This is a genomic window from Yoonia sp. KMU-150 (assembly GCF_056858355.1).
Genome location: NZ_JBXEQF010000001.1, coordinates 2,287,565 through 2,306,656, shown reverse-complemented (window position 1 = coordinate 2,306,656; position 19,092 = coordinate 2,287,565). Strand labels below are relative to the sequence as shown.

At 61.1% G+C, this 19,092-nt stretch carries 19 protein-coding genes and 1 pseudogene; 9 read left to right on the top strand and 11 right to left on the bottom strand.

What is annotated here, in order from left to right; all coding sequences use genetic code 11:
* Window positions 1-25: 25 nt before the first annotated feature.
* On the top strand, window positions 26-484 hold the full coding sequence (locus AC04PH_RS11580) for a helix-turn-helix domain-containing protein (protein ID WP_483065890.1): 459 nt from the start codon (window positions 26-28) through the stop codon (window positions 482-484).
* A 2-nt stretch (window positions 485-486) separates the two neighbouring features.
* The gene (locus tag AC04PH_RS11575) at window positions 487-1,074 is read left to right on the top strand and encodes a PIN domain-containing protein (protein WP_483065889.1); all 588 of its coding nucleotides are present in this window, start codon (window positions 487-489) and stop codon (window positions 1,072-1,074) included.
* A gap of 158 nt (window positions 1,075-1,232) precedes the next feature.
* Here AC04PH_RS11575 and AC04PH_RS11570 read toward each other — a convergent pair whose 3' ends face one another.
* The 6 genes from AC04PH_RS11570 to AC04PH_RS11545 form a co-directional block, all read right to left on the bottom strand.
* Window positions 1,233-2,297, bottom strand: a complete 1,065-nt coding sequence (locus AC04PH_RS11570) for a TRAP transporter substrate-binding protein (protein ID WP_483065888.1) — start codon at window positions 2,295-2,297, stop codon at window positions 1,233-1,235.
* A 57-nt stretch (window positions 2,298-2,354) separates the two neighbouring features.
* Window positions 2,355-3,884 carry a TRAP transporter large permease gene (locus tag AC04PH_RS11565; RefSeq protein ID WP_483065887.1) on the bottom strand — a complete coding sequence of 510 codons (1,530 nt, stop codon included), beginning with the start codon at window positions 3,882-3,884 and terminating at the stop codon, window positions 2,355-2,357.
* Between the two features lies 1 nt (window position 3,885).
* Window positions 3,886-4,485 carry a TRAP transporter small permease gene (locus AC04PH_RS11560; RefSeq protein WP_483065886.1) on the bottom strand — a complete coding sequence of 200 codons (600 nt, stop codon included), beginning with the start codon at window positions 4,483-4,485 and terminating at the stop codon, window positions 3,886-3,888.
* 129 nt (window positions 4,486-4,614) lie between these two features.
* Window positions 4,615-5,121: a flavin reductase family protein gene (locus AC04PH_RS11555; protein ID WP_483065885.1), complete on the bottom strand. Its 507-nt coding sequence runs from the start codon at window positions 5,119-5,121 to the stop codon at window positions 4,615-4,617.
* Entirely contained in the window at window positions 5,121-6,011 is an 891-nt protein-coding gene (locus AC04PH_RS11550; RefSeq protein WP_483065884.1) for an aldo/keto reductase, read from the bottom strand. Before AC04PH_RS11550 ends, AC04PH_RS11555 begins: the two co-directional genes overlap by 1 nt.
* A 1-nt stretch (window position 6,012) precedes the next feature.
* Entirely contained in the window at window positions 6,013-7,170 is a 1,158-nt protein-coding gene (locus AC04PH_RS11545; protein WP_483065883.1) for an LLM class flavin-dependent oxidoreductase, read from the bottom strand.
* Between the two features lie 103 nt (window positions 7,171-7,273).
* Between AC04PH_RS11545 and AC04PH_RS11540 the strand changes: the two genes are divergently transcribed.
* Both AC04PH_RS11540 and AC04PH_RS11535 read left to right on the top strand, forming a co-directional pair.
* Window positions 7,274-7,990: a GntR family transcriptional regulator gene (locus AC04PH_RS11540; protein WP_483065882.1), complete on the top strand. Its 717-nt coding sequence runs from the start codon at window positions 7,274-7,276 to the stop codon at window positions 7,988-7,990.
* A gap of 7 nt (window positions 7,991-7,997) precedes the next feature.
* A complete protein-coding gene (locus AC04PH_RS11535) occupies window positions 7,998-9,080 on the top strand; it encodes a Gfo/Idh/MocA family protein (RefSeq protein ID WP_483065881.1) in 1,083 nt (360 codons plus the stop codon).
* Between the two features lie 367 nt (window positions 9,081-9,447).
* Here the strand turns inward: AC04PH_RS11535 and AC04PH_RS11530 are convergent, their stop codons facing one another.
* Window positions 9,448-9,588, bottom strand: a complete 141-nt coding sequence (locus AC04PH_RS11530) for a hypothetical protein (protein WP_483065880.1) — start codon at window positions 9,586-9,588, stop codon at window positions 9,448-9,450.
* A 26-nt stretch (window positions 9,589-9,614) separates the two neighbouring features.
* Here AC04PH_RS11530 and AC04PH_RS11525 point away from each other — a divergent pair, with 26 nt between their 5' ends.
* A complete protein-coding gene (locus tag AC04PH_RS11525) occupies window positions 9,615-10,919 on the top strand; it encodes a hypothetical protein (protein ID WP_483065879.1) in 1,305 nt (434 codons plus the stop codon).
* An 81-nt stretch (window positions 10,920-11,000) separates the two neighbouring features.
* On the opposite strand, the pseudogene AC04PH_RS11520 reads toward AC04PH_RS11525, so the two are convergent.
* Window positions 11,001-11,965 (bottom strand): annotated as a pseudogene (locus tag AC04PH_RS11520) (IS1595 family transposase).
* A 296-nt stretch (window positions 11,966-12,261) separates the two neighbouring features.
* On the opposite strand from AC04PH_RS11520, the gene AC04PH_RS11515 reads away from it, so the two are divergent.
* A complete protein-coding gene (locus AC04PH_RS11515) occupies window positions 12,262-13,188 on the top strand; it encodes an N-acetylmuramoyl-L-alanine amidase (RefSeq protein WP_483065878.1) in 927 nt (308 codons plus the stop codon).
* Window positions 13,189-13,384: 196 nt separating this feature from the next.
* On the opposite strand, the gene AC04PH_RS11510 is transcribed toward AC04PH_RS11515, so the two are convergent.
* Entirely contained in the window at window positions 13,385-14,491 is a 1,107-nt protein-coding gene (locus AC04PH_RS11510; RefSeq protein ID WP_483065877.1) for a THUMP domain-containing class I SAM-dependent RNA methyltransferase, read from the bottom strand.
* 39 nt (window positions 14,492-14,530) lie between these two features.
* The gene (locus AC04PH_RS11505) at window positions 14,531-15,493 is read right to left on the bottom strand and encodes a DNA topoisomerase IB (RefSeq protein WP_483065876.1); all 963 of its coding nucleotides are present in this window, start codon (window positions 15,491-15,493) and stop codon (window positions 14,531-14,533) included.
* A gap of 173 nt (window positions 15,494-15,666) precedes the next feature.
* Here AC04PH_RS11505 and dusA point away from each other — a divergent pair, with 173 nt between their 5' ends.
* Genes dusA through AC04PH_RS11490 form a run of 3 tightly spaced genes read left to right on the top strand, consistent with a single transcriptional unit; the run spans window position 15,667 to window position 18,211 of the window.
* A complete protein-coding gene (gene dusA / locus AC04PH_RS11500; RefSeq protein WP_483066189.1) occupies window positions 15,667-16,653 on the top strand; it encodes a tRNA dihydrouridine(20/20a) synthase DusA in 987 nt (328 codons plus the stop codon).
* The gene (locus AC04PH_RS11495) at window positions 16,650-17,459 is read left to right on the top strand and encodes a sulfite exporter TauE/SafE family protein (protein WP_483065875.1); all 810 of its coding nucleotides are present in this window, start codon (window positions 16,650-16,652) and stop codon (window positions 17,457-17,459) included. The genes dusA and AC04PH_RS11495 overlap by 4 nt, the downstream gene beginning before the upstream one ends.
* Window positions 17,453-18,211: a hypothetical protein gene (locus AC04PH_RS11490; protein ID WP_483065874.1), complete on the top strand. Its 759-nt coding sequence runs from the start codon at window positions 17,453-17,455 to the stop codon at window positions 18,209-18,211. Before AC04PH_RS11495 ends, AC04PH_RS11490 begins: the two co-directional genes overlap by 7 nt.
* A 41-nt stretch (window positions 18,212-18,252) precedes the next feature.
* Here AC04PH_RS11490 and AC04PH_RS11485 read toward each other — a convergent pair whose 3' ends face one another.
* Window positions 18,253-18,912: a helix-turn-helix transcriptional regulator gene (locus tag AC04PH_RS11485; protein ID WP_483065873.1), complete on the bottom strand. Its 660-nt coding sequence runs from the start codon at window positions 18,910-18,912 to the stop codon at window positions 18,253-18,255.
* Window positions 18,913-19,092: the final 180 nt, after the last annotated feature.

Here is a 19,092-nt window from a genome sequence, read left to right as displayed (position 1 = left end):
AGGTTATGGGCACAGGAGAACCACTATGACTGCTTATTCCAACATTGCCCGACCATTCGGTGATGGTCTGCCATCTGGTGATGCACAAGCTGCGGCGCAGACCTTGCGCCGTGTCATTGCAGCTGCTCAAGACGCAGGATCCGATTTGGAATTGTCGACAAAGAATGGCGACAAGGCGACCTTGACACTCACCCCGGAAATGTCGGCGTTGTTGATGTCTGTCCTGCGACCGATCTCGCAGGGGGAGGCAGTTGCCTTGGTGCCCTTGGGCAAACAACTGACGACGCAAGAGGCGGCGGATATTTTGAATGTATCGCGCCCTCACCTGATCAAGTTGATCGACGAAGGTGAATTGAACTGCACAATGGTGGGCAGGCATCGCCGTGTGCAGTTTGCAGAATTGCTGGCTTACAAGGCGAAAAGAGACAACGCGCGCTCCGATGCGCTCGATGAACTGATGCATCTGGATGCGGATATCATCTAGACGTGTTTGCCAATCGCTTCACGGTCGTCATTGATGCATGTTCTTTGGTCCCCGCACTACAACGCAACCTGCTATTGTCGTTTGCCGAAGTAGAATTGTTCCGGCCACGTTGGTCAGCGATCATTTTGACCGAAACCGAACGTGCAATCTCAAGGGTGATGTTCCAGCATGGAATGCCAGACCCGGATCGTGCTGCGCGGGCTGCGATCACTGCTATGAACAAGGCATATGGCGATGCAATCGTGACAGGGTTCGAGCCCTTGATCGAAGGCGTCCGTGGGCTCGCTGACGAGGCCGACCGCCATGTGGTTTCCGCCGCGATCGAGACGCGAGCTTCTGTGATTGTCACAGAAAATCTCCGCGACTTTCCGGCGCAGATACTGGAACAACATATGCTCGAAGCGCAATCGGCAGACACTTTTCTCGCCAACTCCATCGACCTCGATCCGGTTCGCGCGATGCAGGCGGTCGACCGAATGCTTGGACGGCTGAAAAAGCCTGAAGTGAGTTACACTGACTTGCTCTCCAAATTGGAAGCGAACGGACTGCTGCAAACGGTGGATCAATTGCTGGAACGCAGGAGAACTTGAGCAGCCGTGTCTTGTCGTAAGTGGCGGGTCAGAGCCCTGCCCTACGGATGATCATGACGGTTGTGGATTGCGGCTGGGTGGGGCTTCGACCCGCCGTTTGCGCAAGAAAAAAGGGCCACCCGATGGGGTGGCCTTTTCCTTGGTATATGACGCGAAACTCAGTTCAAATCGCTCTCATACGCAGCCTCAAGCTCGGCTTCGGCCTCGTCCACCGCCGCGATCAGCGCGTCGAGGATTTCGTTGCCGCCGTCGACGTTTTCACGGAACCAGTCCTGCACGGGGGCGGCTGCTTCGGCGAAGGCGGCTTTCTCTTCGGGGGTCGGCACGTAGAGGTCACCGCCGCCGGCGACAAAGGCCTCATAAGCCTCGATCGACTTGCGCTTGGGCGAAGCGAATGTGGCCTGCTGTAACTCGGCAAAGCCGTCGACCACGACGCGGCGCAGGTCTTCGGGCATCGCCATGAAGTTCTCGTTGCTCATCCACCAGAGCGCACCCATGTAGGCGTGGCCGTCAAGCGTCAGGTACTGGAGGCCCGCGTCGGGGAATTTCATGCCCATGATGTCGGTGATGCCGTTCTTGGAGCCTTCGACGACACCGGTCTGGAACGAGGTGAAGAGTTCGGGCCATGGGATCGGCGTCGGCGAGGCACCCAATGCGCGAACCAGTTCCTGCGGCAGGTCGGCCACGACGGTGCGGATCTTCAGGCCTTCCATGTCGGCAGGTGCGGCGATGCGGCGCTGCGTGTTGGCAAAGTTGCGCCAGCCGCCGGTGTTGCCGATGGTCATCAGGCGGATCGCGCCGTCGGAGGTTTCCAGCGCCATGTCACGCATGGTGCGGGTGAAGTCGCCGGTCAGGACGGCCTCGGCCACGCGGTCGTTCGCCATCAGATACGGCAGGTCGAGGACCTGGACGTAGGGGAAGATGCCGGCGGCACCGCCGGAGGTGGAGATATAGACGTCGATGGAGCCTTCGGCGACGCCTTCGAGGCATTCCGCACCGGTGGAGCAGAGCTGCGTGCCGATGAAGAGTTCCACGCCGATGCGGCCGTTCGATGCGGCCTCGACGTAGTTCTTGAACACGACCAGACCGTCATAGTCCTCGTCGTTTTCGTTGGAGTTGGCCGTCGCGCGGATCGTGAATTCCTGATGGGCATCGGCCCATGCGGAAGACGCTCCGGCAAGCAGCGTGGCGGCAAGTGCGCCCTTGATGATGGATTTCAGCATGTGATCCTCCCTATGGATATTGCTGGGCCTTGGGTTTTCCCCGCAGCCTTTGGGCGGTTAGCCACCCGGGGTTGGGCTTATACAAGCCGTGAAACCGACCTCGGGGCCGCAGCCCAGAAAACCGGTGAGGTATGGCACTGTCATCGAAATGGCAGGGACATAGGTGATCAGGAATATGACGGCGATCTCGACCGCAAGGAACGGTAAAATCGCGCGCGCGATGGTTTCGACCTTTTCGCCGGACACGGTCGAGGCGACAAAGAGCACAAGCCCCATCGGCGGTGTGGCCAGACCCACCGTCAGGTTGACCGACATGATGATAGCGAAGTGCACCGGATGCACGCCGAGGTCGACGAAGATCGGCCCCAGGATCGGGCCGAGGATGATGATCGCTGGCCCGGCATCGAGGAACATGCCCACGATGAACAGCAGGATGTTGATCAGGAACAGCAGGATCAGCGGGTTTTCCGACAGCGACAGGATGTAGTCGGACATGATGATCGGAGCGTTCGACAGGGCCACGACGGTCTTGAACGACACGGCAGCGCCCACCAGCAGCAGCACGGCGGAGGTGGAGAGCGCCGATTTCGCCAGCACCTCCCACAGGTCCTGCCCGTTCATGGAGCGCAGGACGAGGAAGCTGACGATGAGCGCGTAGGCGACCGCGATGGCCGACGCCTCTGTCGGGGTCATCACACCGGCGAGGATACCGCCCAGGATGATGATGGGCGTCTGCAACGGGGCTACGGCTTTTTTCGCGACCATGCGGAAGTCGTGGGACGCGGCCTTGCGGTATTGCATCAGGATCAGGTGTGCGGCGACCAAAGCGGCGACGAAAAGCGCCCAGCCCGCGGCGGCCCCGGCAGGCAGAAAGAAGCTGCCAAGCCACCAGAGCAGGCCCGCGAAGTTCAGGCGCAGCAGGGCGAAGCTGACCCAGTATTCGACCGGCGTAATGCTCTGGCCCTTGTTCACGATCCGCTCCGCCTTTGGCAGGTCGTAGCGGTCGGCCATCAGGCGCACCATGACCATGAGCCCCACGCCCACCAGCACACCCGGCACGATGCCGGCGAGGAACAGCGCGGCCACGCTTTCGCCCATGACATAGGCATAGATGATCATGATGCCCGAGGGTGGGATGATCGGGCCGATGACGGAGGAGGCGGCGGTGATCGCGGCGGCGAACTTGCGGGTGTAGCCGTTTTTCTCCATCGCGGGGATCAGGGTGGAGCCGAGCGCGGAGGTGTCGGCCACGGCAGAGCCGGACAGACCGGCGAACAGGATGGACGAGAGGATGTTCACATGCGCCAGACCACCGCGCAGGTGCCCCATGAAGGCCTGTGAAAACTCGACAAGACGGGTGGTGATCCCGCCACGGTTCATCACCTCGCCTGCCAGCATGAAGAAGGGCAGCGCCATTAGCGGAAAGCTGTCCATGCCGTTGTAGAGATTGCGGTAGAGGCCCGCGACGACATTGCGGGTATCGCCCTCCAGCATGATCAGCGAAACGGGGGCGATCAGCAGGGCGAAGACGACGGGCAGGCCGACGAGGATCAGGACCAGAAAGAAGGGCAGGAACCAGAGCAGCATGTCAGGAGGCCCCCGCGATTTCTTCTTCGGGGGCAAGCCGTGTCAGACGATGCCCCTGACCTGCGGCCGTGATGATCTGGCGCAGGACGAGTTCGATATTCACGAGGATCAGCAGGTTGATACCGACCCAGAGCGAGGCGTATTGATAGCTGTTCTGGAATTTCGCCTTGCACTTGCCGATCTCGATACCGAAGGGCCAGCGCAGCGACGACGAACAACCGCGCCCGGAGAGCGTATCGACGTGGTTGTTCAGGCCCCTTTCCCACAGGATCAGCAGCACCCAGAACGACAGCGCCAGCAGCGTCAGCGACAGGACGGCGGACAGCACACGCGGCAGGGCGCGTTCGAGCATGTCGATGGCCACGAACCCGCCGAGGCGGTAGGCCAGCGGTGCCATCAGCCCGGTCATCCAGAGCATCCCGAAGCGGGCGCCTTCCTCCGTCCAGTTCGGTGCGTCGTTCATGACGTAGCGAAAGAAGACCTGCCCTAGGATGAGCGCCACCATGATCGCCAGCGCGATCACCGCGATCACCCGGCCGATGGCCAGCACCGCCGTGTTGAGCCGCTCCAGCGGCCAGAGTAACGCAAACAGGACCGACATTCCGGCTCCTCCCCTGTTTTGACCGAACGGAGATCGGGCAAGCCCGATCACGCCATTATTTTGTTTTCGGGGGCTTTGCCCCCGCCGCTTGCGCGGCTCCCCCAAGGTATTTGCGACCGGAAGAAACGATCAGGTCGCCGATCTGAAACGTCCGTATTTGCCGGCATGAAAGACCAGCGGGTCGCCGCCCTTGTGGTGTGCCTTGGTGACACGGCCCACGACGATGACGTGATCGCCCGCATCGTGTGTGGTTTCCAGATTGCATTCGAACGTCGCCAGCGCGCCCTCGATGATCGGCATGCCGCAGTGCGACTTGTGCGTTGGTACCTTGGTGATCGCGGTTTTGGAACCGATGATCGCGGCGCAGATGTCGCGCTGGTCGGCGGCCAGCACATGCACGGCAAAGCGGCGCGAGCCCGCGAAATGTTCGAACCGCTTGGAGGCCTTGGCAGGCGACCAGAGCACCAGCGGCGGGTCGAGCGATACGGAGGCGAAGCTGTTTGCCACGATGGCGACCGGGCCTTCGGGGCTGTCGGTGGTCACGACGGTGACACCGGTGACGAAGCTGCCCAACGCGCCACGAAAACTGTCAGCGTCGGTGGCCGGGTTGAAGGTCGCCAGTGTGCCTGCGTCCATTACGGGACCTCCTGTCCGAGGGCTGCGGTATAGAGTTCGAACCAGGTCTGGCGGTCGATGTCGACTTTCAGCGCGTCCGAGAGTTTCGCGATCCGGCTCAGGTTGTTGGTGCCCATCACCGGCATGATCCGCGCGGGGTGGGCCAGCAGCCAGGCCACGGCGACGGCGGCGGTGTCGACACCGGCGGCATCGGCAATCCTGCCCATCATGTCGCGGGTGTTGGAGTTGGAGGTGAGCAGCGACCCGCCACCCAGGGGCGACCACGCCATGATCGGCACATCGCGTTCCTGCAGGTAGGCCACATCGCCGTTTGTGAAACCGTCATGCGCCGTCAGGCTGAGTTCGATCTGGTTGGTGACCAGCGGTGTGTCCATGGCCGATTGCAGCAGTGTCCAGTCGTGCAGCTTGAAGTTCGACACGCCGACAGCGCGGACCTTGCCGGATTTCACCAGCGCGTCCAGCGCGGCACCCGTGTCGCGGTGGTCCATCATCGGGTCGGGGCGGTGGATCAGCAATGTGTCGATCCTGTCCACATCCATCAGCCGCAGCGAATGATCGACGGAGGTTTTGATATGGGCCGCAGAGGTATCGTAGTACTTCACCCGCTTGTCGGCATAGCGGCCCATGGGGGCCACGATATCGCATTTGGTGACAATCTCGATCCTGTCTTTCAGGTGCGGCGCGGCCTTCAGCGCGGCGCCCAGCACCTCTTCGGCCTCGTAGCCGCCATAGATGTCAGCCTGATCCATCGTCGTAATGCCCTGATCGAGGCAGGCTTCGATCTTGGCCTGCACGTGGGCAGGGGAGGTATCGTCGTCGTCCGACAGCCGCCACATGCCATAAACGATCCGGCTGAAGCTGAGGTCCTTGGTGATCTGGATGCGGTCCATCTTAGGGGCGGTCTCCTGCGCCAAGCGGCGTCATCGGTGTTGTCGCTGGAACGCGGCCATAAATCTCTGGCAGCGATACGTTTTTCAGGTCGGGCAGGCAGCGGCTTCCGAAATGCTGTGCCTCGTCGATATGCGGATAGCCCGAGAGGATGAAAGCACGGATGCCCATCTTACGATAGTCCTCAAGTTTGCTCATCACCTGATCGGTGGAACCGACGATGGCGGCCCCGCAGCCCGACCGCGCGCGCCCGATGCCGGTCCACAGGTTGTCTTCGGTATAGCCGAACTGGTCGGCCAGCTCGCGGGCGCGGGCCTGATGCGACACGCCGAGAGAATGAGCGTCATGGGCGCGTTCGCGGATGAGCTTTCCCAGCTCGTCGTCGAGTTTAGACACGAGGCTTTCGGCATATTCGCGGGCCTCGGCTTCGGTATCCCGCACCACGACGTGCACGCGCAGCCCGTAGTCCAGCGTGCGACCATGGGCGGCAGCGCGTTCGTTCACCGCTTTCATCCGCTCGGCCAACTGATCCTTGGTTTCGGGCCACATCAGATACACGTCACACTGTGCGCCGCACAATTCCAGTGCGTCGGGGGAGTAGCCGCCGAAATACAAAAGCGGACCGCCGTTCTGCTGGTAGGGTTTGGCGGGGGCGGTCGTGACCTGATCGAATTTGTAGAATTCACCGTCGTAGGTCACTTCGTCCTGGGTCCAGCATTTGCGCAGGATCTCCACGACCTCGTGGGAGCGGCGATAGCGGAGCGCGCTTTCGGCCATTTCCCCGGGGAAATCGGAGGAGATGACGTTGAGCGTCAGCCGCCCCTTCATCATGTGGTCGATGGCGGCGACCGTCCGGCCCAGCATGAGCGGGTGCAATTCGCCGCAGCGGATCGCGGCCAGCATGTTGATGTCTGTCGTCAGCGGCGCCATGCCCGACACGAAGGTCAGCACGTCCTGGCCGACCTGATAGGACGAGGGGCAGAGTACGTTCTTGAAGCCCTGCTTTTCGGCCTCCAGCACGATGTCGCGGCAGTGTTCCCAGGTGGGCGCGAGCGATCCTTCCGGCACGCCGAGGTAGCGGTAGTCATCGCCGCAGAGCGCGGAAAACCAAGAGACTTCGGCCCCGTCCAGATCGGGGCTGGTGATCGGCACGATTGTCATTGATTCTTCTCCCCCGGCGGCTGTCTCGGGACTTGCGTAGCACGCGGAGTTGTGTGCATCAATACTATATCAATTTGCAGGGCAGGCCAGAGGAGGGCGTGTCGTGGCACAGCGCCCCGGGCCAGTCGTGCTTCCCAAATACGTGCAGGTCAGCGAGATGCTGATCCGCGAGATCGCCGCCGGGCATCTGGCGGACGGCGCGCGTCTGCCGCCCGAGCGGGACATGGCGGCGGACCTGGGTATCTCCGTCGGCACGCTGCGCAAGGCGCTAGACGATCTGGCGGGCAAGGGGTTGCTACGGCGGGTGCAGGGGTCGGGCAACTACGTGCAGCGCCGGGCCGAGGTCGCCTCTGTCTACGCCTTCTTCCGGCTGGAACTGCTGGGTGGCGGCGGGTTGCCGACGGCAGAGGTGCTGTCGGTCGACAGGCTGGCAAAGCCCGCAGATGTGCCCGATTTCGGCCCCGACCGCGACGGGCACCGGATCAGACGGTTGCGGTATCTGGGTGCGACGCCGATCGCACTGGAGGAGATCTGGCTCGATGCGAGTTACGTCGATGCGATCACACCCGCGGACCTGTCGGATTCGCTCTACTACTTCTACCGGCACACTCTGGGGCTGGTGATCGGGTCGGCGGTGGACGAGGTCGGCGTCGCCCCTGTCCCCGACTGGCGGCCCGCGCGGTTCCCGCTGGCGCCCGGCACCGATGCCGGCTTTATCGCGCGGATCAGCCGGTCGCAGGACGGCACTGCGGCCGAGTATTCACGCACATGGTTCGACCACAATACCGCGCGCTATGTCGCGCGCATGGGAAAGGGATAGGGCACAAATGGTCAGATACGGGATCATCGGCTGCGGGATGATGGCGCGCGAGCACATCCAGAACATCAATCTGCTGCCGCATGGCAGGGTGACGGTGGTGTACGATCCGGTCACGGAACTGGCGCAGTCAGCCGCCGTGCTGGCCGAGGACGCGCATGTGGCGGACAGCCTCGATGCGCTGCTGACCTTCCCGGATGTCGACGCCTTCGTCATCGTCAGCCCGAACTACCTGCATGTGGAGCAGTTGCGGATGATCGCCGCCAAACGCCCGCTGCCGGTCCTTTGCGAGAAGCCGCTATATACCGATCCGCAGGATGCCGAAGGGGTCCGGGCGCTGGCGGCGGCATATCCGGCCCCGTTCTGGGTCGCGATGGAATACCGTTACATGCCGCCCGTCGCGGCCTTCATCGAGCAGGCGGAACAGGCGACCGGCGGCATCAGGATGCTGACCGTGCGCGAACACCGCTTTCCGTTCCTACCCAAGATCGGCGACTGGAATCGCTTCAACGCCAAGACCGGCGGTACGCTGGTGGAAAAATGCTGCCACTTCTTCGATCTGATGCGGCTGATCCTCAAGGACGAGCCGGTGCGCGTGATGGCCAGCGCCGGGCAGGGGTTCAACCATCTGGAGGAGCGCTACAACGACCGGACGCCGGATATCTGGGACCACGGCTATGTGATCCTCGATTTCGCGGGCGGGGCGCGGGCGATGCTGGAGCTGTGCATGTTCGCCGAAGGATCGCGCTATCAGGAGGAGCTGATCGCCATCGGCCCGAAAGCCAAGATCGAGGCGCAGGTGCCCGGGCCGGGCCGGTTCTGGCCCAAGGCGCTGGGCGAGGCCCCGGTGCCGCAACTGGTGATCTCGCCGCGCGCGCCCAAGGGGCCGTTCGTGGCCGAGATCCCGGTGGACCCGACCTTGCTGGCCGCGGGGGACCACAACGGATCGACCTTCTACCAGCACCAGCGGTTCAACGCGGTGGTGCGCGGCGAGGGCGTGGTCGAAGTGACGGCCGACGACGGCGCGCGCGCGGTGGCCATGGGCATGGCCGCACAGGAAAGCGCGCGGACGGGGCAGGCGGTGCTGCTCTAGGACGGGGCATATTTCGGTTTCGATGGCGGGTAGATGCGTGGCCTTTTGCGTTGCTGCGCATGACTGGTTTGAGACCACGGTGTTAGATGCTGTATTCTGTCCAAATAGCTGTTTTCAGGTGGGGCAAAACCCAACAAAATCAAGGCGATTGTATATTTGACAAACCCTTGCCGTAAGTCTTCAACCTATGCTACCTCTGCCCTATGAAGCGGATTGCGACAAAAAACGATGAAATCGACGTGTTCACCGATTGGCGGCACGTGCTTTGCTATACCCGCCGCCCAAGGGTGAAAAAGTCGATTCGAAAGGGCTACAACAAGCGATTCCGCAAAGCGGCCAAAAATGATTCCCAGCAAAGACTGGACGACTAGTCGTCTTTCTTGTCGTCTGGATTCTGCTTCACCAGCTTGCCCAGCTTTTCGTTGAACTTCGCTTCGTCGTCGTCCGTCCCGATCTCGCGGGCGGCTTCCTTGAACCTTTTGAGCTGTTCTGCTTGTTTGACATCCATAGCGTAGCCTCTTTGGAGTGAAGTGTTTGGGAGAAAAAATTTCTGAAGATCGAGTAAAGGAATTATTTCAGCAGTATATAGGTGAAGACGGCATATTTGAACTAGCTACGGTCACTTTCAACGATCACGAAGGCAGCGAGGAACAGGGTTACTTCCTCAAGCATCCCTGGCAAGACCCAATTCTTGTGCTGAATGTGCCAACCGATGAAGCTGAAGCTAACGAACTTGTATCCGTTTTTGAGAGAGTCGAATTGCCCGACAACTACTCGGCAATTTTTCACAAAGATAGTAGTTCCCTTGAGGTCTTTTGGACGGCCTTCAAGATGCGACAAAAGCACGAGGGACTGGCGGGACGCACGTTTTCATTTTGGTGGAGGGGTGTCCAGCGCGAATGTAGATTTGGTCCCGCAAGTGCTGATGCCCTAACAATCGCCAAAAATGCACTTCCATATGCTGCTGCTAGCCATACTGAGCACAGAAGTATCATTTCATTCGTACAAGCAGCCCATGATCCTGAACATCACAACATGGGCGATCCAATGTGTTTTTGGGTGGATTGCGCTGATGTCGAAGAATGCGACTTGGATGAATATCTTCGAACCATAAATTTTTACATGACTTACTACGACCGAGAGACGCCGCGGGTCCTCATCCACGAGCAGGGCTTAAAGGTGAACGGTAGCACCCGCCCTCGATACGTTGAGGGCGCCTTTCCGGCTGAAATCGTAGCTGGCGATATCGACCCTGCTGTTGCGTCATTCTGGTTGGGGGCCTTTGAGACTCGAGATCCAGCGATGAAGTATCTTCTGCATTATCGTTTGCTTGAGTTCCTTGCTATGTCGCATATCAACGCCGAACAACGGAAAGACCTGATTAGCATCTTGCGACGACCTCATTTGATCGCATCTACCGAAGGCGCAGCAGCAGAAATCGCCAGCCTGTTTTCAACAAAAAGGGGCGATACAGATAGGATGAAGCACTTTGTTCAAGAATCTGTGGGGGCCGAGAAGGTCTGGGCTGTCTTAGAAATGAACAAGGCAGAGTTCTCAGCGGACTCGACTTTTGACGGTGGCTACGTTGCTAAGTCCGTGCTTAATGAAAATTCTACGTTTGAGTCTTGGAAGAAAGGCGGACCCATCGGCTTAGTTGACAGACTTCGAGCCGTTAGGAATTGCTTAGCACACGGACAAGATGAAGGCACTCGAGGCGTCATACATACGACACAAAGGAACCGTAGGACCCTTATGCCGTGGGTTAATCTTATTGAAACCTTTGCGGCAGAGTCTATGTTATATTCAAGACGAACCTACGTCATAGGAGACACGACATGAGCACAACTGATTAAGCCTTTCAACTAAATGTTGAAAAATCGTGGGAACCCGCCGAAACAGTTTCGGCGGGTTTTGTGTTTTTTAGTGAGGCTGATCGTATGTCAGTCGCTTGCCAACTGCCCCTGTTAGCGCGATCTTGCCACGTTCTGTATCGTCCACACCGTTACCAGCGCGGTTGTTGTAGCGGAGTCAAATTCTGCGGCGTAACGGTGCAAGTGCTGCTTGCCACAGTGCTGATACACGCCCTTCATGCCGCGCTTATAGATGCTGTAGAAGCCTTCAACCGTGTTCGTGTGGATTTCGCTGTCGCTGTAATCGACATACTGGCCAGTACCGTGCTGGGTCCAACCGTGGGCCTCAAACACGCGACCAGCGCCGATGTTCTCATACTGCTTGGCCTCGTCCGTCATAACGTAGGCTTCCTTGGCGATGTTCTCTTGCAGGATTGGGATTAGCGTTGCCTTGGTCAGATCATCAACAACGATGGACTTTGTGCGCTTTGTGTCACGATCCAGAAGCGTCAGCATCTTCATCTTGTGAGCATAGCCACGGGCGTTCTCCGCCTTGGTTATGTTAGGCTCTTTGCCGATGAAGGTTTCATCCACTTCAACGATGCCGCCACCGCCACCAAAGCCCGCCAACGCACCGTCACGCATACACTCGCGGATGCGGTGGGTCAGGAACCATGCGGACTTGTAGGTAATGCCCAGAACGCGGTGTAGCTGGTGGCTGCTGATACCCTTCTTGCTGGATACCATCAGGTGAATGGCTTGTAGCCACAGGTGAAGCGGCAGGTGGCTTTCTTCAAAGATGGTGCCCTTGCGGACGGTGAATTGCTTGCGGCACTCGCGACACTTCCAAAGGCCGTGACGCTCTTTGCCTTCTGGGTTCTTTTGGGAAGGCTTCGTGCGGACGCCCTCAAGGCGATACGCCTTATCGACTACGCCACAGTGGGGACAGACCGGACCGTCAGCCCAGAGGATGCATTCAACGTGCGCAAACGCTGATGCTTCGTCGTGCATGTAGGGAGCGGAAAGAACGGACATTGGAATAACCTCTGACTTGTTGAGATTAAACTATCCATTCAGAGTGGGTTTGTCAAATATATAATCGCCAAAATCAAAGATGTTTCTGCTAGGAGATTGTGTTGCGAGTCTTCAGGGAGCAGGCTGTATTGCCAACGATGATTGGATTTAGGCGATAAACTGCAAGAAATAAAATATTTAAGGTTTTTACTCGAGTGGTCTGGGTAAACCAAAAGTATTTTCAAATTGACACGCTATGGTATAGTGAGCAATATATAAATATTAGCTACTTACTATAAATTTTTTTGGAGTATAGCATGCCATTTGAGAACGGAAAATATGACCAAGCTACGGAAGTAAATCTACTGCATTCCGGGAATAAAATAATTCCGAAGGCTATTGCGATGCACTACACAGTTACCGACACGCTACAGAAGGCGGTTGATGCTCTGAATGCTCGTAGACTAAGCTATACTTTCTTGATTGATCGCGACGGCACGGTGGCTCAAACGCGAAAGCCAGATGTTCATGCAGCCCATGCGGGGCGCAGTCACTGGAAAGCTACACAAGGCTTGCAAAACACCTCAAGCTTAAACCGGCAATCTGTAGCTATCTCTTTCGTTTCGCGTGGTTACTTTGGGCATTTAGACAATGGTTTCGCTTATGATACAGATGCGCATGGCAACATTTTCGGAGGGGAATATACAGATAGTGAAGTAGAACGCGCTCCCTCCCTTTATGATCCGGGATGGCGACCTATCTGGCACAAATACACCGATGAACAGGTTTCTGCTGCAGAGCGTCTTGTCAACTCGCTAAAAGAAAATTATCCTTCTATTGAAGAAATTTATGGGCATGATGACATTTCTATTTCTGGGAAATCCGATACTGGTCCGCTTTTCCCTATGCAGCGATTCCGCGAACAGTTCAACCTCGAGGGTGGACTTGGCTTTAAGACGGCTATCCAATCACACGATGGAATAGCAGAATTGCGTAGAGGCCCATCTACCCGGCACAGTTCATTGGGTCAATTACATAGCGGCGACACCGTATTCGTGCGAGCCTTTGCTTACACATACAGAAAAAGCAATGCGCTCGTCGTGGATAGTCCGAGGAGGCGCTATCTAACCGGCTGGGCATCGGTTGATACTGACGGTAGCAACTCCCATGCCGGTTTTGTTCATGCCAGTCTATTTTCCGATACACCGCTGGTCAGTCAACTTGCAAGCCGCCTTCATGTTTAGTGAAGCGCGTGAAACTAAGCTATGAATCCGCCTCGCAAAACAGGCTTGAAATGAAACATGAGCTTGATTTTCCGACCCACAAAGAGTCTTCTGCGTCGACCGGCTGACCGAAAGCGGCCTTTGGTGCGGCCACAGCGAATTGGCGCCTCGTCCGGCAAAGCGGGCGTCGGACAATCCGCCTGTATTCTGTCGGACATCACGCTAGCGCCCCCGTCCGGTGCAGCGTCACCCGGATTCCGCCGTGCGGCACCGGTGTGCCGGTCGGTTTGAACGGCAGTCCAGTCGCCTTTGCCAGCCCGTTTTCGCTGGTGATCAGCCCGACGCGCCAGCCCGCGAACCACTCTTTCAGAGTGGTGCCAAGGGCGGCGTATAGACCGTAGAGCAGATTCTTGTTGCCGATCCGTCCGCCGTAGGGCGGGTTCACGATAACGAGGCCGGGCGGGCCGTCGGGGCGCGCAAGATCGCTGATCGCGTGGGTCTGGAACCGGCACAGGTCGGCGACACCGGCACGGGTGGCGTTGGCAAGGCTCATCCGGGTGGCACCGGCATCGCGGTCGGACCCGTGGAACAGCAGATCGGTGGGCCGCGGCGTGTGCGTGCGCATTGCGTCCCATGCGGCAGGGTCGAAGCTGGCGAGGTCCTCGAATGCGAAAGACCGCGAGCGACCGGGATATAGGCCCCGCGCGATCTCCGCCGCCTCGATCACGAAGGTGCCGGAGCCGCACATCGGGTCGAGCACTGGCTCGGTGCCGTCATAGCCGCATTGGCGCAAAAAGAGTGCTGCGAGGTTCTCGCGCATCGGTGCCTTGTTCACCGCCTCCTTGTGGCCGCGGATGTGCAGGGCCGGGCCGGTCGTGTCGAGTGAGACGGTCACGAGGTTGTCGTCGATCCGCACTTTCAATACGGTTTCGGCTTCCGCAGAAACGGGGATGCCGGCCTCTTCTTTCAAAGCGGTTTCAATCCGTTGTGCGGCGGCCTTCGCGTGATAGATTTTCGACGCGCGGGTAGTGACGTCCACCTTTACCGGCTGGCCCGCGCGCAGGGTGTCACCCCATGGAAACTTGCGCGCGCGCTTGTCGAGTTGCGCCAGATGGAAGGCGCGGAAGCTGCCGATGCGGGCCAAGACGCGGGTCGCGCCGCGCAGCACCAGATTGGCGCGCCAGACGTCCGGCCAGCCGCCGGTGAAGGTGACGCCGCCGGGTGTGGCTGAGGCACCGGCGAAACCGGCGGCCATCGCTTCCTCCAGCAGGGTTGGTTCCATGCCGGGCGCGGTAACCAGGAAGATGTCGAAAGTGGCTGTCATGGCCGCACCTCTAGCGCCAATCGTGCGGCGCGGCGAGGGTTATCCGTTTGCGCGCAGGAATTCCAGCAGGCGACGTTCCGCTGCTTTCAGCCCGCTGGGCGTGGACTGCGGCGGAATCTCCGGCTGATCGCCGGCAAGGTCAATCACCGCGGGGTGGATATAGCTGTTCCGCGCGATGGTGGGTGTGTTGTGCAGCCGGTCCGCCGCGGCCTCCGCCATCGCCTTGATCGTGGCTCCGCCGGTTTCTGCCACCTCGAAGGCGGCCAGTGTGCCGGACCATGTGCGGAAGGTCTTGGGGGTGATGCCGTCGCGATCCGCCGCCTCGCACAGATAGGCGCTCAGGTCGCCCGCGTGCAGCGGATGCGGGTCACCGTCGCCATCGACCCAAGTGAGCAGTTCCGCGCCGTCCAGCTCTCCCAGATCGTGCAGGCGGCGGGCGAGCGACGTGTCCGACAATTGCTTGCGCACTCTTTTGCCGCCCTTGGCCTTGTAATCCACGGCAATACGGTCTTCCCGTAGTTTCAGATGCTTGTTGCGCAAAGTTAAAGCGCCGTAGCTGCCGTTTTCAGCCGTATAGTCGGGGTGACCCACGCGCATCGCGAAGCGGTCGATCATCGCGACGGCGCAGGCCAGCGCAAAGGATTTCTCGCCCGCTTCGGCATCAAGATCGCGGCGCACGCGGGCGCGGATGCGCGGCAGGCGTTCGCCGAAACCGGCGAGGCTGTCGAATTTCTGGGCCGCCCGCGCGGTGGTCCAGTCGGGGTGATACCGATATTGCTTGCGCTTGCGCACGTCGCGGCCCGTGGCCAGCAGGTGCCCGTTTTCGATGGGCGACATCCAGACATCCTCATAGGCGGGTGGCACCGCCATGGCGGCCAACCGTGCGCGTTCATCCTTGTCGGCGATGGTGGTGCCGTCGGGTGCGCGATAGCTGAAGCCGCGCCCGCGGCGCAGGCGTGTGATGCCGGGGCGGTCGTCGGGAAAATATACGAGGCGGGTCATGCGGCGGGGTCACTCCGGCGGTGTCATGGCGATATAACCTGCACCTTGCCGGGCAGGTTCCGTCGTGCCGCATCTTTTGCCCGTTCGACCTGCGTGCTATGCGCGGAACCGACCCGACCCCGCGATGGATGGACCGACAGGTGGCGCAGACAGACCCGACGACTGGACAGCCGATGCCGCTGACGCAGGCCGCGCGCCTGTCCGTCGCGCCTATGATGGACTGGACCGACAGGCATTGCCGCTACCTGCACCGGCTGATGAGCCGTCATGCGCTGCTCTATACCGAGATGGTGACGGCACCGGCGGTGATCCACGGTGACCGGGACCGGCTGCTGGGGTTCGATGCGGCGGAACATCCCGTCGCGGTGCAGTTGGGCGGGTCGGACCCGGGGCAGTTGGCGCAGGCCGCGGCGATCTGCGCGGATTATGGCTATGACGAGGTGAACCTGAACTGCGGCTGCCCGTCCGACCGGGTGCAATCGGGGGCCTTCGGCGCGGTCCTGATGGAAAGCCCGGCGCTTGTAGCCGATTGCGTAGCCGCGATGCGGGCGACGGTGGATATTCCGGTGACGGTCAAGTGCCGGATCGGCATCGACGATCAGGTGCCTGAGGCGGTGCTGCCCGATTTCATCGCACAGGTAAGTTCCGCGAGTGTCGACCGCTTTACCATCCACGCGCGCAAGGCGTGGTTGCAGGGGCTGTCGCCCAAGGAAAACCGGGACATTCCGCCGCTCGATTACGATCTGGTGCGGCAGATGAAGGCGGTGTTTCCGCATCTGCACCTGTCGATCAACGGCGGCGTGAATACGCTGGACGCGGCGGCGGCGCATCTGGACGTGATGGATGGTGCGATGATTGGGCGGTCCGCCTATCACACACCCTGCGATGTGCTGCTGAACGCGGATGCACGGATATTCGGGGACGACAGCGCGCCGCGCGCGGCAGAGGAGGTCGTGCATCTGATGCTCCCCTATGTCGCCGCGCATCTGGCGGCGGGCGGCAGGCTCAACCACATCACGCGGCACATGCTGGGCATGTTCCAGGGCCGCCCCGGCGCGCGGCTGTGGCGGCGGCACCTGTCTGAACAGGCGCACCGCGAGGATGCGGGGCCGGAGGTGATCTTGCAGGCGCTGGCCCATGTCGAACGGCTGGCGGCATGACGACGCTCGTCGCCATGGGCGCGCTGCTGCTGGTGATCGGGGCCTTCGCGGGCGTGCTGGCCGGGTTGCTGGGCGTCGGCGGCGGGATCGTGCTGGTGCCCGCGTTCTTTTATGCCTTCGCTGCCCTCGGTTATGACAGCCCGCAACTGATGCAGATGTGTCTGGGCACTTCGCTGGCGACGATCATCGTTACGTCGCTGCGCTCGCTCCATGCGCACCACAAGAAGGGCGCCGTGGACTGGACGATCCTGCGCGGCTGGGCACCGGGGATCGTGATCGGGGCGGTGCTGGGGTTCTTCACCGCCGCATCGCTGCGATCGGACGCGCTTCAGGCGATATTCGGAGTGCTCGCGGTGATCGTCGGGCTTTACATGGCGCTGGGCCGGGCAAGCTGGCAAATCGCGCCGCAGATGCCCGCAGGCCCGGTGCGCGCGGTGCTGTCGCCGCTGCTGGGCTTTCTGTCGGTGCTGATGGGGATCGGCGGCGGGTCCTTCGGCGTGCCGGTGATGAGCCTTTACGGCGTGGCGATCCACCGCGCGGTGGCGACGGCGGCGGGGTTCGGTGTGATCATCGCGGTGCCGTCGGTGGCGGGATTTCTGACCGTCGACATGGCCGTGGCCCCGCCGTGGACGGTGGGTGCGGTGAACGGTGTGGCCTTTGCGTTGGTGATCGCGATGACGCTGATCACAGCGCCATGGGGTGCTGCATTGGCGCACCGGATGGACCCGAAACCGCTGAAACGGGTCTTCGGCGTGTTCCTGATCCTCGTTGCGCTGAACATGCTGCGCAAGGCGGTCGGGTGGTAGCGGCGGATTATCGGCGCGACGGCTACGTGCGGCTGCCGCAGGATGTGCGGGTTGTGGCATGGGCGGCTGCGGCGCTGGAGGCCGCGCGCGCGGTTTGCGAGACACCGGGTGACCTGCGGCATGGCGGCACGTGGCGTGTCGGGGTGGATGAGCTGCCCAATGCGCCAGACGGCAGCATCGGCGGCGCGCCGTTGGCAGGGCCGTGGGCGGCGCTGGTGCCTGCGCCCGACGTCTGGCACCGGGCGCAGTTATCGGTCGTCTATCCCGGCTACCCCCTGCAAGACGAAGGCGAGAGCGACGCCGCACACCGATTCCGGCTGCGGCGCGACGCGGCCCATGTGGACGGGCTGCTGCCCGAGGGGCCGGACAGGCGGCGGCACCTGCGCGAGCCGCATATGTTCATCCTCGGCCTGTCGCTGAACCCCACGGCGCAAAGCCCGCTGGTGGTCTGGCCGGGCAGTCACCGGATTATCGCAGCGGCGTTTCGCGCCGCGTTCGACGGCGTGCCACCCGCGCGGTGGGGCGATGTGGACGTGACGGAGACCTATCAGACGGCCCGCCGCCGGGTCTTCGACACCTGCGCGCGGGTGGAGGTGCCAACCGTGCCCGGTGAGGCGGTGCTGGTGCATCGGCATCTGGTGCATGGCGTGGCCCCCTGGGGCGGGGCGGAGGGGCCGGAAGAGGGGCGCATGATCGCCTATTTCCGACCGCAGTTCACCGATCCGGGCGATTGGCTTACGGCGGAGGCCTGATTTTTTGAGTATTTCCGGCAAGATAATACATGCGTCGGGCGTCATGTCTGCGCTTTGCGATAGGCGGCCAGCGACTTCCCCGGCTCGTCAACGAAAAGGCTGGGCAGTGTGGTGAGTGCGTCGATCTGGTCGACCCGCAGTTCGGCAAAGCCGCGCGTGGTTTCGCACCAGACCACGCAGGTCCACAGCCGCCCCCAGTAGTCCAGTTGCAGGGGCCGCACGGTGCGCGTGCGGTCTGGCAGCACCAGCCGCAGTTTCTGGCGACTGCGGATCGCCTGCCGGATCGCGGGCAGGTGCTGGAACCCGCGGGCGGCGTCGGCAAAAGGATAGACGGCGAACCCGTAGCCTGCGGGCGCGCGGGTCCGGTCCTCTGGCATCACCGCGTCGATCTTGGCCGACAGGCTGGCGGCGGCGGCAGAGAGTTCCGCATCGCCGCCTTGCCCCACGGCGGTCAGGCCCAGATGCAGCGCCTCCATCTCCGTCATGGTCAGGTTCAGCGGCGGCAGGGTGACCGCCGCCGTGACACGATACCCTTGCCCGCGCTCGCCCTCGATCGGAACGCCCGAGGCGGCGAGCGTTTCCATGTCGCGATAGATGCTGCGCAGGGACACACCGGTGGCGCGGGCGATATCCTCGGCCCGGTGCAGGGTGCCGCCGCGCAGCAATTGCACGATCTGCATCAGGCGGTCAGCGCGTCGCATGGCGATTCTCCGGTTGGTCGGAGCAGTTTTGCCAATTTTCCGACAACTGACAAGTATTTGTCACAATTCGACGGAACACCTTGCAAAAAAGGGGTGATCTGACCGGACGATTACACGATTGCCGCTTTCAATGGGCGCGCTTCGGCCCTATCTAGCAGGAACGGACAAATGTGACCGGGC

Coding starts and splice junctions, on each gene's coding strand:
- AC04PH_RS11580 (WP_483065890.1), top strand. CDS start 26: ATGACTGCTTATTCCAACATTGCCCGACCATTCGGTGATGGTCTGCCA.
- AC04PH_RS11570 (WP_483065888.1), bottom strand. CDS start 2,297: ATGCTGAAATCCATCATCAAGGGCGCACTTGCCGCCACGCTGCTTGCC.
- AC04PH_RS11565 (WP_483065887.1), bottom strand. CDS start 3,884: ATGCTGCTCTGGTTCCTGCCCTTCTTTCTGGTCCTGATCCTCGTCGGC.
- AC04PH_RS11560 (WP_483065886.1), bottom strand. CDS start 4,485: ATGTCGGTCCTGTTTGCGTTACTCTGGCCGCTGGAGCGGCTCAACACG.
- AC04PH_RS11555 (WP_483065885.1), bottom strand. CDS start 5,121: ATGGACGCAGGCACACTGGCGACCTTCAACCCGGCCACCGACGCTGAC.
- AC04PH_RS11550 (WP_483065884.1), bottom strand. CDS start 6,011: ATGGACCGCATCCAGATCACCAAGGACCTCAGCTTCAGCCGGATCGTT.
- AC04PH_RS11545 (WP_483065883.1), bottom strand. CDS start 7,170: ATGACAATCGTGCCGATCACCAGCCCCGATCTGGACGGGGCCGAAGTC.
- AC04PH_RS11535 (WP_483065881.1), top strand. CDS start 7,998: ATGGTCAGATACGGGATCATCGGCTGCGGGATGATGGCGCGCGAGCAC.
- AC04PH_RS11530 (WP_483065880.1), bottom strand. CDS start 9,588: ATGGATGTCAAACAAGCAGAACAGCTCAAAAGGTTCAAGGAAGCCGCC.
- AC04PH_RS11515 (WP_483065878.1), top strand. CDS start 12,262: ATGCCATTTGAGAACGGAAAATATGACCAAGCTACGGAAGTAAATCTA.
- AC04PH_RS11510 (WP_483065877.1), bottom strand. CDS start 14,491: ATGACAGCCACTTTCGACATCTTCCTGGTTACCGCGCCCGGCATGGAA.
- AC04PH_RS11505 (WP_483065876.1), bottom strand. CDS start 15,493: ATGACCCGCCTCGTATATTTTCCCGACGACCGCCCCGGCATCACACGC.
- dusA (WP_483066189.1), top strand. CDS start 15,667: ATGCCGCTGACGCAGGCCGCGCGCCTGTCCGTCGCGCCTATGATGGAC.
- AC04PH_RS11495 (WP_483065875.1), top strand. CDS start 16,650: ATGACGACGCTCGTCGCCATGGGCGCGCTGCTGCTGGTGATCGGGGCC.
- AC04PH_RS11485 (WP_483065873.1), bottom strand. CDS start 18,912: ATGCGACGCGCTGACCGCCTGATGCAGATCGTGCAATTGCTGCGCGGC.